This window comes from Streptomyces sp. NPDC001606 (assembly GCF_053596835.1).
Genome location: NZ_JBSFHC010000025.1, coordinates 1 through 10,920, shown reverse-complemented (window position 1 = coordinate 10,920; position 10,920 = coordinate 1). Strand labels below are relative to the sequence as shown.

Genomic DNA, 10,920 nt, shown 5'->3' with positions numbered 1-10,920 from the left:
TCGGTCCGGGCAAGGGACGGGGGGATCAGCCGAAGGTGATCCGGATGTGCTGGGCGCCGCGCCGACGGGTGCGGCCGGTGACCACCGGGCGGTCCGTATCGTCCACAGGCCCGGAGGTGAGCAGGCTCTCCAGACGAGCCGCCAGTTCGGCGACCGTGGGGAACTCGAAGATCAGCATCAACGGCAGCCCCGAGAGGCCCAGTTCCCCTTCGAGGCGGGAGACCAGCGGCGCCACCAGGAGCGAATGCCCGCCCAGGTCGAAGAAGTTGTCGTGGGTCCCGACGCGCGGGACGTCCAGCACCTCCCGCCAGACCTCCGCCACCCGGCGCTCCACGGCCCCGGTGGGCAGCTCTCCGCGTACCGGCTCGGGATCGGCCGCCGCCAGGCTCTCGTCGAGTCTGGCCCGGTCGAGCTTGCCGTGCGCGGTACGCGGGAGCGCTTCGAGCGGGACGATCCGGGCGGGTACCTCGTGCGCGGGCAGGTGGTCGGCCGCCCAGCCGCGCAGGGCGTGGACGCCGGAGCCGGGCTGCGGCACCACGGCCGCGGCCAGCCGCCGCCGGTTCCCGTCCCCCTCGACCACCACGACGGCGTCCAGGACGTCCGGGTGCCGCAGCAGAACGGACCGCACCTCTTCCGGCTCCACCCGGAACCCGCGGATCTTGACCTGGTCGTCCAGGCGGCCGAGCAGGACCAGGTCACCGTCGGGCCGGAGGCTGCCGAGGTCGCCGGTACGGTAGCGGCGCGAGCCGTCCGCCCCGGTGGTGAAGCCCCCTGCCGCCGCCGCGGGCCGGTTGAGGTAGCCCGCGGCCACCCCCGGTCCGCCGATGACGACCTCGCCGAAGCCGCCCGGCGCGGTCGGGTCGTCCCAGGGGTCGAGGACGTCGACCCGCGAACGGCCGGTCGGCGGCCCCACCGGCACGACGCCGCTGCCGACGCCCGCCTCCTGCGCGGTGATGAAGCGCATCGAGCAGTTGATGCTCGCCTCGGTCGGCCCGTAGCCGTTGACGAAGACCGCGTCCGGCGCCACCAGCGCGGTCAGCGCCCGCAGCGCCTCGTAGGTCAGCATCTCGCCGCCGAGCACCACGGTGCGTACCGAGGGCATCTCCACGCCCGCGGCGGCCAGTTCGGCGGCGAAGGTCGGCGTCAGGTAGAGGATGGTCAGCCGCTCCCGCCGGACGAACCGGGCGTACGCGGGGGCGGACAGCCGTTCGTCCTGGTCGGGGAAGTGGAGGGCGGCACCGAACAGCACGGTGGTGAACACTTCCTGCAGACCGAAGTCGAAGCTCAGCGACAGGGTCTGGGGAAGCCGGGTACCGGGGCCGAGGTCGAAGCGTTCACGCTGCCACAGCAGCAGCGGCAGCACGTTGGCGTGGGTGATCGGCACCCCCTTCGGAGTGCCGGTGGTGCCCGAGGTGTGGACCACGTAGGCCGTCGCGTCGGCGCTCGGCGGGCGCTGGACGGGCACGGCCGGCGGCGGCGCCGGCTCGTCGAGCACGACCACCGGCCGGCCCGGGGCCAGCCGCGCCGCGCGCGACGCATGGGCCCGGTCGGTGAGGACCGCGGCGACACCCGCGTCGGAGGCGACGAAGCGCAGCCGCTCGTCGGGGAAGGCGGGCAGCAGCGGCACGAGGCCGCAGCCGGCGGTGAGGGCGGCCAGCGCAGCGGTGACGAACCGCGGCTCGGGCGGCAGCAGCAGGCCTACCGGAGCCCCCGCGCCGGAACCCGCGGCGCCGGCCAGCCGGGCCGCCGCCTCGGCGACCTCGGCGGCCAGCTCGGCATAGCTGACCGTGCCGGCGGACGAGACCAGCGCCGGGGCGCCGGGGTGGGCGGCGCAGCTCTCCGCGAAGTAGTCGGCCATGGTGCGCGACGGATCGGGTTGGGGGCCGCGGCCCACTGTGACCGCCGCCAAGCGCGCGCGCTCTTCCTCCGACAGGACGGTGAGGCGGGCGATCGGCACCTCCTCCTGCGCCACCGCCGTCGCGGCCACCCGTAGCAGCCGCCCGCCCAGTTCCTCCGCGGTGTCCTCGTCCAGCACCTCGGTGGCGTACCGCAGCACCAGGGTCAATTCGCCGTCGGACTCCGCGACGCTGACATCGAGGTCGGCCAGCACGGTGGTGTGCGGCAGCGGTACGGCCTCCAGCACCAGAGCGCCAACCCGGCAGGTACGGCCGGGTATCTCCTCCGCGAGTGCGGCCAGGCCGTCCGGGGCGCCCGGCGGTGTCGAGGTCCAGCCGAACATGGTGGCGAACAGCGGGCTGCGCGCGGCGTCCCGGGTGGGCCGGACCGCGGCGGCGATGTGCGGCAGCGGATACTGCCGGGCGGCCAGGGCCCGCCGGAACCGGGCGGCAGTGTCACGGGCCAGCCCGGCGAACGACCCCTCCGCCGGTACGTCCAGCGGCACCGGCAGGGTGTTCACGCAGTAGCCGACCACCTGGCCGGAGCGGGCGTCGGGGCGCACGGTGGTGGGCACACCCACCACCAGCCGGCGCTCGCCGGACAGCCGCGCCAGCACGACCGCGTAACAGCTGAGCAGCACCACGAAGGGCGTGGTGCCGAGGCGGCGGGCGGTGGCCCTGACCTGTTCGCTCAGCGCGGCGCCGAACGGCAGCCGGAGCAGATCGCCGGACCAGGTGCGCGCGGCCGGCCGCGGCCGGTCCAGGGGCAGCCGCAGATCGCCGTCCGGGCCGTCGGCCAGCAGCTCGATCCACTCGCCCCGCATCCGCTCGCCCTCGGGCCCGGTCAGCAGCCGGTGCTCGGCCGCGACCACCTCGGACATGCCGGGGGCCCGCGCCAGGGCGCCGGCGGCGCCGTCCGCCAGTTGGCGGTAGCGCTCGCCGAGCTGGGCGAGCAGCAGCCCGAGCGACCAAAGGTCGGCGGCGATGTGATGGACCGCCAGCAGGAGGACGGGGTCCTGTCCCTCCGGCCGGATCAGGGTGATCCGGACCAGCGGCCCGTCCTCCGGGTCGAGCGGGTCGGCGGCGCGCGCGGCCAGCAGCGCGTCGAGGCCGTCGGCGGAGGTGTCGAGCACGACCAGTTCGGGGACGGGCGCGCCGGACGGGTGGGCGGTCACCCGACCGCCGGTCATCGTCCACCGTGCCCGCAGCGCCTCGTGGCGCCCCGTCACCTCGCGCACCGCGCGGGCCAGCAGGTCGGTGTCCACGCCGCCGCGCAGCCGCGCGGCGCGCGTCAGGGCGTAGCGGGACTCGCCGGCCGAGGAGTGCTCAAGGAACCACAGGGCCTGCTGGCCGGCCGAGGCTGTGGGCGCGGACTCCCCGCCGACCCCGTCCTGACTGGGGGAGGCGTCCTGACCGGCACCGGTGCGCAACGCCTCCGCCAGGCCGCCCACCGTGGCGTCGTGCAGCAACTCCTCCAGCGGGACGGTGCGACCGAACCGCTCCTGCACGGCGTGCTGGAGCTGGACCGAACGCAGCGAGTCCATGCCCAGCTCCGCCAGCGCCCGGCCGCTCGTGAGGGCGGTGGTGTCCGGCACGCCGAGCACCTCGCCGAGCAGGGCCAGCAGCTCCGGGTCCGGCCCGTCGGCCGGCACCGCGGCCCCGCCCACCGGGGCCGCCCCCTCCTGCGGCGACAGCACCTGGAGGGCGCCGGAACGGTAGGCGTCCCGGCAGGCACGGCGGCGGATCTTGCCGCTGGACGTCTTGGGAATGGTGCCTCGGCGGACCAGGACCAGGCGGTCCAGGCGCAGACCGTGCCGACGGGCCACGTCGGCGCGGACCGCGGGCAGCACGTCCGGGCCGACCGCGCCCCGCACCTCGGCCACCACGACCAGCTGCTCGCCGACCGCGAAGGCTGCCACGCAGCCCTTCCTGATCCCCGCGGACGACTGCTCGACCGTCGACTCGATGTCCTGCGGGAAGTGGTTGCGCCCGCGCACCACGATGACGTCCTTCGAGCGCCCGGCGACGTGCAGCCGGCCGTCCGCCAGGAAACCGAGGTCCCCGGTGCGCAGATACGGTCCGCCGCCGTCCGCCGTGCGGGCCGCGAACAGCTCGGCACTGGCCTCGGGCTGGTCCCAGTACCCGGCGCCGATGCTCGGGTCGGCGGCGTTGATCCAGATCTCGCCCAGCTCCCCGTCGGGGACCGCGCTGCCGTCCGCCCCGACGATGAGCAGCGTGTCGGGCGGTGCGCCGCAGCTGACCGTGGTCTCCCCGTCGCCGCCGGGGACCGGCGCCGTGCCGGGCGCGTCGGCGGAGTTCTCGGCCGAGACCAGCAGGGTGCTCTCCGCCAGTCCGTAGCTGGGCGTCATCGCGGCGGGCCGGAATCCGGCCGCGGCGAAGTGCGCGGCGAAGGAGGCGACGGTGTCCGCGCGTACCGGCTCGCCGCCGTTGATGGCGGTACGCCAGGCCGTCAGGTCCAGCGAGGCGAGGTCGTCCTGCCCGACCTTGCGCACCGCCAGCTCGTAGGCGAAGTTCGGCGCCGCGCTGATCGTCCCGCCGAAGCCGGACAGGGCCCGCAGCCAGCGGACCGGGCTCTCCAGGAAGGACAGGGGCGAGAGCAGGACGCAGGTGGCTCCCAGGTGGAGCGGGTGGAGCACCGAGCCGATGAGGCCCATGTCGTGGTACAGCGGAAGCCAGCTGACCACGACGCTGTGCTCGTCCTGTCCGTAGGTCTCCGCCATCCGCGCCTGGTTCGTGGCCAGTTGGCGGTGGCTGACGATGACCCCGCGCGGGGTGCCGGTGGAGCCCGAGGTGAACTGGAGCAGCGCGGGCGCTTCGGTGTCGACGACGGGCGCGCTCCAGCCGTCCGGCGCCTGCTCGGCACGCTCCAGTGGGCCCAGCACCACGGCATCGGGCGTCCTGGCCGTGATCTCCTCCATGGCCCAGGGCAGATCGGTGAGAACGGCCACAGGCCGGGTCGCGGCGGCGATGTCCCGGGCGGTGTCGATCTCCCGCCGCCCGACCGGCGGATAGACGGGTACCGCGACGAACCCCGCGTACCAGCAGCCGAGCAGGTCGACGACGAAGGCCAGTCCGGGCGTGTGGGCGAGCACGGCCCTGCTGCCCGGTCCCCCCAGCGCCTCCAGCCGTGCGGCGGACGCCCGCGCCGCCGCGTCCAGTTGGGAGTACGTCAGGGAGTCCGTGACGTTCTCGCCGTCGCCCAGGAAGCGGAAGGCGATCTTGTCGGGACTGTTCCGGGCGTGGGCGCGCAGCCGCTCGGTAAGCGTCGTGAAGGGCGGCGGAGGCAGGCAGGAGGTCATCGAGGCTCTCCCGTCGGGGGACGGTCAGGAGGAGACGGAGTCTGCGAGGTGCCGCGTGCTGTTCCGGTGCAGGTGCAGGTCAGCGGGCCGGCCCACCGGCGCCGGCTCTCGGGCGACCTCACGTCCGGGCGCGTGGGCCGCCGCCCGCCGCGAGCGCCGTCCAGCGGGTCAGCACGGCGGCGGTGATCTGGTCAGGGGTGAGCCCGCAGACGGCCCGCAGGTCCGGCACGGAGCCGTGCGGCAGGAAGTCGTGGGCCACCGCGAACACGCGTACCGGTGTGTCGACGTCCTTGTCGGCGAGGCGCTCGCGCACCGCGGCGCCGAGACCGCCGCGGCTCCAGTGGTCCTCGATCACCGCGACCATCCGGTGTTCCCCGGCCAGGTCGGGCAGCCGCGCGTCGAGCGGCTCGATCCAGCGGGCGTTGGCCGACCCGGCGGGCACCCCGGCCGCGCGGAGCCTGGCGGCCACCTCGGTGGCGCAGGGCAGCAGGTCGCCGGCGCCGACGACCAGCACGCCACCGGGGGCCGACTCGACCTGCCAAGCCGTCAGATCGTCGCCGGGTCCGGCCGCGGTGTCGCCGCTGCGCGTCGGCCCGGGGTCGTCGATCGCCTTCCCGTAGCGGATGGCGACGGGTCCCGGATGCCGCACCGCGGTCCGCAGCAGACCGCGCATCTCGGCGGCGGTCGACGGGGTCGCTATCGCCATCCCGGGTATCTGGCGCAGCAGCGCCACGTCCCCGAGACCGTGGTGGGAGGCCCCGTCGCCGCCGGTGATCCCAGCCCGGTCGACGACCACCACGACCGGCAGCCGGTGCAGCCCGATGTCGAACAGCAGCTGGTCCTGCGCCCGGTTGAGGAAGGAGGAGTGGATGGACAGCACCGGGTGGCGCCCCGCCATGGCCAGTCCGGCGGCGAGCCCCGCGGCGTGCTGCTCGGCGATCCCGACGTCGTGGAAACGGTCGGGGTAGCGCTCCCGGAAGACGTCGAGTCCCGACGGGCCGCCCATGGCGGGGGTGATCACCACCAGGTCCGGGTCCTCGGCGGCGAGTTCCACCAGGCACGGGCCCAGCACCGAACCGGCCGGCACCCGGCCCCGCGGCAGCGTGTGCTGGCGGCCGGTGTCGGCGTCGAAGGGACCGACGCCGTGCATGTGCTCGGTGCGGTCGTCGAGGGCGGGCCGGTAGCCCCGGCCCTTCTGGGTCCTGACGTGCACCAGCAGAGGGCCGCGCTCGGCGCCGGCCTCTGCCAGGACCTTCTCCAGCGCGCCCAGGTCGTGCCCGTCGACGGGTCCCAGACAGCGAAAACCCAGCGCCTCGAAGACGCCGGGCGCCGCACCCGGCCGGGAGTTCCGCAGGTGCCGCGCCAGCGCGCCGGTGGTGGGTGCGTAGCTGCGGTTGTTGTCGTTCAGCACGATGGTGACGTCCAGGCCGCGGTCACCGATGTCGTTGAGCGCCTCCAGCGCCATGCCAGTGGTGAGCGAGCCGTCGCCGGTCACGGTCACCACCCGCCGGTGACGGTCGGCCGGGCGGGCCGCGAAGGCGCTGGCGAGCCCGGCGGCGTAGGACAGGGACGTGCCGGCGTGCGAGTTCTCCACCCAGTCGTGCGGGCTCTCGGCCCGACTGGGGTACCCGGACAGCCCGTCCAGCTCGCGCAGCGACCCGAAGGCCGGGGCCCGCCCGGTCACCATCTTGTGCACATACGCCTGGTGACCGGTGTCCCACAAGATGACGTCCTCGGGACTACGGAAGGCCCGGTGCAGCGCGATCGTCAACTCGACGACGCCCAGGTTCGATCCGAGGTGGCCGCCGCTGGCGGAGACGCTGCTGACGAGCAGTTCGCGCACCCGCGCTGCTACGGCGGGCAGATCCTCCGGCTCCAGCCGACGCAGGGCATCGGGCGTCCACACATCGAGGGCGGTCATGCAGTCGAACCTCCGTCGCCAGGTCGGGGATCCAGCGGTGGTCGGGGCATGCGGCAGGGGCGGCCGCCCCAGTCCTGGCCTATGAGGTGACGGCTGCGGGCACCGCGGTGGCCCCGGCGACACGTTCAGGCGCGGCTGGTCGGTGCGGTTCGGCGGGCAGCCGTGCACCACCGGGCCGCTCAGGCGCGCCCCGGTACGTCACCGCCCCGATGTCCTCGTACCGTACGGTCCTGTCCGTGGGCCGCATGCGGGAGGATGTGGGGGGCGGATGGGCTCACAGAGTCAGACCTCGGTGGCGGTCTGGGCGGTGCCGGAACCGGTCGGCTTCTCGGGCGGTTCCTCGGCCTCGTCCTCCTCGACGTCCTGAAGCGCCTCCATGTAGAGATCGCGCACCTTCTTCAGTTCCTCGTCATTGAGAAAACGAGAAAACGAGTTGGGCATCTGTGACCTCTTCTCGAAAGCCCGTCGGATGCTGCGAGAACAAACCAGCAACCCGCGCCGCAGGTGACGGCGGACGCAGGGTGGGACGCGGCCCAGGGGCCTGATCGAGTGCGGAGTCAGCGTAGCCGAGAGATCACGGACTGTCTTTAGCCAATTCAAGCCACACCGCTGGGCGGCCCATCCGCCGGGAGCCCGGGCCCGCGCCCGGCGGACATGCCCGGTGACGGCGCCGGGACGCCCGCGGCGCGGCCCGGGCCGCCGGTTCGGATGGCCTGTTCCAGCCGCCGGTTCTGCCAGCGGATGCGCTCTTCAGGGGACGGCCGCGGACAGCCGGTCGCCGTTCGGCCGTCCCGACCGCAGCGCTCATCCCTGCCCCTTTTGCGGCCCTGAGGCTGACGGATTCGATCGCGCACCGCGACCAGTCCAGCTCGCCTCGGGCACCAAGCTCGTCCAGAAGAACGCGGTGGAGCCGGGACCGGACCCGGTCCTGGCTCCACCGGGCGAAGCGCCGGTAGACCGTCGGCAAGGCCGGCCCGAACACCGGGGGCAACCGCCGCCAGGTGCACCCCGAGGTGGCCACGAAGGTGATCGCCGCCAGGCATTCGCGGTCACCCGACCGCCGACGGCCGCGGTCCTGCGGACGTATGACCTCCGTCGGCGGAGCCACCCGCCGGAACAGCATCCACAACTCATCCGGCACCAACCGCTCCATCAGATCCGTCATGCACGGCTCAACGGGCGATGACACCAAATGAAGCGACGGCTAAGACCGTGTCCTACGTGGTGAGGCGGACGAGTCGCTTGTAGCAGCACAGGGCGGCGCATCCGAGAAAGGCCAGGTAGTTGCGGGGGTGTTGACATGGTGCGCTCGATGATCCAGCGGCGTCGCCTAATCGGCCTTGGGGGAACATCGGTACAGCGGTAGCAGTAGGCACTTGATCTTGGATAGGCTGCCGCCGCCCTGTTTACATGAGAGGACATGATGAAGAAGCACATATCGCGGCTCGTAGTCGCAGTCACGGCCGTCGCGGCCAGCACGATTCTCAGCTCGCCCGCAGCGCACGCTTCGGCCCCGAAGGTCACCTGGCATGACGATGCCACCGGGAAGTACCTGGTCTACCAGCCCAACACGGAATCGGCGGTCGAGACGGTAGACCACACCTGGTACAACGGGCCTTATGACTGGAGCGATTTCCAGCAGTCGGACGGCAGCTATATCGAAACGCCGTACGGGGTCTCCAACGTGTGCCTGACCGCTTACTGGGACAATAGCGTTTACATGGAGAACTGCAAGCCCAACAACGATTACGAGCGCTGGTACGAGGAGTGGCAGGGCAACGGTTGGCGCCTGCGGAACAAGGCCACCGGCTACTACCTGGACAGCAACGCGAGCGGCAGCGTCTACGCCCTGCCCGGCAACGGCGGCAACTACCAACTGTGGCACTGATTAAGGTGTCTTTGCGCGCTGTGAAGGAGGTCATGTCTTCGGCTGTAACCGTCCCATTTGGCCGTGGCGTAACTGAGATTCTCTCGAACGGTCAGGCACTCCGCCTGCCGGGCCGTCAGGATCCGTCGGCGGCGCCCTGCTTGATGAGCTGATGCGGCGGCTTCTTGCCCGCGTCCGGGATCCGGTCGCGCTGCACGACCTCCACCGTGATCAGGTAGTGCAGGACCGCCACGGTGGAGAACTCGTAGCTCGACTGGCGCAGCAGCTAACGGGCCGTCCGCAGGACGGTCGCTGCGGCCTCGGGTACGCCGTCGGCACCACCAGGACCTGAACCAGGTCGCGCATGTCGGCCTAGCTGCCGACGAAGAGGTGGGCGCGTTCGTCCGGGGCAGGGAACGGCATCCGCTGCGTGGTCATCCCCGCCGTATCCCAGCAGCAGGCCGTCACCCAGGCCAAGCGGTACGACCCCGACGGGACCTACGTCCGGCGCTGGGGGCCCGAACTCGGCGGGCTGGACGCCCCGGCGCTGCACGAGCCGTGGAAGCTCCCCGCCCCCGAGCGGGCGGCCTTCGCTACCCCGCCCCGGTGGTGCAGTTGGCTGAGGGCCTCGAGCGGTTCCGCCGCGCCCGAGGCAGCGACGACCGGGCCGCGCCTTACGCCGGCCGGCGGGCGGTCTGACGGCGCTCGGCGGTGTCGCGGTGGGGAGAGTAGCCGCCCTGACAAGCGCCGACCCTGCCGCGGCCGGGCGAGCAGCCGCTGTGACGGGCGTACAGGCCTGCCGCGGTGGGCAAGCAGCCGCCCTGACAGGCACGACGAGCGAGCGGCCGCCGCCCCGGCCCGCCGCTCTCAACCCGCCCGCGACCGGTGTACGCCGCTGTCGTCCGCGTAGAGGCGGATGAGCGTTTCGACGGCGTCCCGAAGTCCGGAACAGCGGGGGAAGCCGGCGGTTCCCCGCCGGTCCCAGCCCGGTCCGACCGGCAGCACCACGGCCGCCTGCGCCCGCCCGCCGCCCTCCATTCGAGTCCGTCGAGATGCCGGGCCAGCGGCAGGGAGGCGGGGGAGCGGGTCTGCGACCACAGGACGCACGCCAGCAGGGCCTCCGCCGGCACCGCGGCACCCAGCATCCGGGTCGGCACGACGCGCTCGCCCAGGGTGGCGATCAGCGCCTCCAAGGGAAGCGAGTGCTGTTCGCCGGGGTGCAGGCGAGCACCACGGGCGGGGCGCCGGAGTGGGGCTCGGTACGCGGCAGCAGCAGGGGAGCACTGCGCAGGGTGCTGGAGATGTGCCAGGACAGCAGGTGTTCGACCTCCACATAGCGGTCGCCGGACGACTCCCATGTGCGGTCCACGGTCGGCAGGGTCGGCACCATCGCCTCCTCCCAGGCCACCACCAGGCCGTCCTGTTACGACGCTCTCTGCCAGCCGACGTTCCAGTTCCGGCGCGTCCAACCGGACCGCGGCACCGGCCAGGCCGCGGCACTCCTGACGCGCGTCGCAGAGCGGCAGCCCGCTTCCGGGGCCGCCGGGCCGGGCGACAGCGGGGGAGGGGGCAGCGGAGTGCTGTCCGGCGCGGCCGGTGTCTCCGCCGCGCGTGGCGTCAGCGCCTCGGGGCAGCCGGGAGCCGCTCCGCTGGTGGTGGACGGCCGCGTGCGGGTCGACGCGGTCCTCACCGAGACACCGGACAGCGACGCGGCCAAGCGGACCGTGCAGCGCCTGCGGGAACGCCTGCACGGGTCGATCCGGGGGCCCTCGTCGGCGGTTACACCGCCCAGCAGTACGACACCCAGCGCACCGCCGCACACGACCCTGCTGCTGTGGTCGACCTGGTGCCTGTGGGAGTCCGGGGCGCTGCGCGCGGCGAAGCGGCGGCCCGAGACCGCGAGCGGTACGGCGCCGC

Annotated in this window: 5 protein-coding genes and 4 pseudogenes; 3 read left to right on the top strand and 6 right to left on the bottom strand. The window is 73.5% G+C overall.

Annotated elements, in window-relative coordinates; translation table 11 throughout:
* Positions 1 to 25: 25 nt before the first annotated feature.
* The 5 genes and pseudogenes from ACWCV9_RS33360 to ACWCV9_RS33340 all read right to left on the bottom strand — a co-directional run.
* Positions 26 to 5,215 carry an amino acid adenylation domain-containing protein gene (locus tag ACWCV9_RS33360; RefSeq protein ID WP_450792219.1) on the bottom strand — a complete coding sequence of 1,730 codons (5,190 nt, stop codon included), beginning with the start codon at positions 5,213 to 5,215 and terminating at the stop codon, positions 26 to 28.
* Positions 5,216 to 5,333: 118 nt separating this feature from the next.
* Positions 5,334 to 7,136 (bottom strand): 1-deoxy-D-xylulose-5-phosphate synthase, encoded by a 1,803-nt coding sequence (locus tag ACWCV9_RS33355; RefSeq protein ID WP_450792218.1) that lies wholly within the window; start codon positions 7,134 to 7,136, stop codon positions 5,334 to 5,336.
* 282 nt (positions 7,137 to 7,418) lie between these two features.
* Positions 7,419 to 7,577: a hypothetical protein gene (locus tag ACWCV9_RS33350; RefSeq protein WP_166663712.1), complete on the bottom strand. Its 159-nt coding sequence runs from the start codon at positions 7,575 to 7,577 to the stop codon at positions 7,419 to 7,421.
* Positions 7,578 to 7,950: 373 nt separating this feature from the next.
* Positions 7,951 to 8,301: pseudogene (locus tag ACWCV9_RS33345) on the bottom strand (transposase); the annotation flags it as partial.
* A gap of 52 nt (positions 8,302 to 8,353) precedes the next feature.
* Positions 8,354 to 8,465 (bottom strand): annotated as a pseudogene (locus ACWCV9_RS33340) (IS5/IS1182 family transposase); the annotation flags it as partial.
* A gap of 91 nt (positions 8,466 to 8,556) precedes the next feature.
* Between ACWCV9_RS33340 and ACWCV9_RS33335 the strand changes: the two are divergent.
* Together ACWCV9_RS33335 and ACWCV9_RS33330 are read left to right on the top strand one after the other, a co-directional pair.
* Positions 8,557 to 9,024: an RICIN domain-containing protein gene (locus ACWCV9_RS33335; protein WP_450792216.1), complete on the top strand. Its 468-nt coding sequence runs from the start codon at positions 8,557 to 8,559 to the stop codon at positions 9,022 to 9,024.
* A 442-nt stretch (positions 9,025 to 9,466) separates the two neighbouring features.
* Positions 9,467 to 9,702: pseudogene (locus tag ACWCV9_RS33330) on the top strand (FAD-binding domain-containing protein); the annotation flags it as partial.
* 481 nt (positions 9,703 to 10,183) lie between these two features.
* On the opposite strand, the gene ACWCV9_RS33325 reads toward ACWCV9_RS33330, so the two are convergent.
* Positions 10,184 to 10,372, bottom strand: coding sequence for a hypothetical protein (locus ACWCV9_RS33325; RefSeq protein ID WP_450792214.1), 189 nt, complete (start codon positions 10,370 to 10,372; stop codon positions 10,184 to 10,186).
* On the opposite strand from ACWCV9_RS33325, the pseudogene ACWCV9_RS33320 reads away from it, so the two are divergent.
* A pseudogene (locus ACWCV9_RS33320) lies at positions 10,362 to 10,920 on the top strand (hypothetical protein); the annotation flags it as partial. The gene ACWCV9_RS33325 and the pseudogene ACWCV9_RS33320 overlap by 11 nt on opposite strands.

Bases quoted from the DNA above. Each gene is read 5' to 3' on its own strand.
- ACWCV9_RS33360 (WP_450792219.1), bottom strand. From the start codon at position 5,215: ATGACCTCCTGCCTGCCTCCGCCGCCCTTCACGACGCTTACCGAGCGG.
- ACWCV9_RS33355 (WP_450792218.1), bottom strand. From the start codon at position 7,136: ATGACCGCCCTCGATGTGTGGACGCCCGATGCCCTGCGTCGGCTGGAG.
- ACWCV9_RS33350 (WP_166663712.1), bottom strand. From the start codon at position 7,577: ATGCCCAACTCGTTTTCTCGTTTTCTCAATGACGAGGAACTGAAGAAG.
- ACWCV9_RS33335 (WP_450792216.1), top strand. From the start codon at position 8,557: ATGATGAAGAAGCACATATCGCGGCTCGTAGTCGCAGTCACGGCCGTC.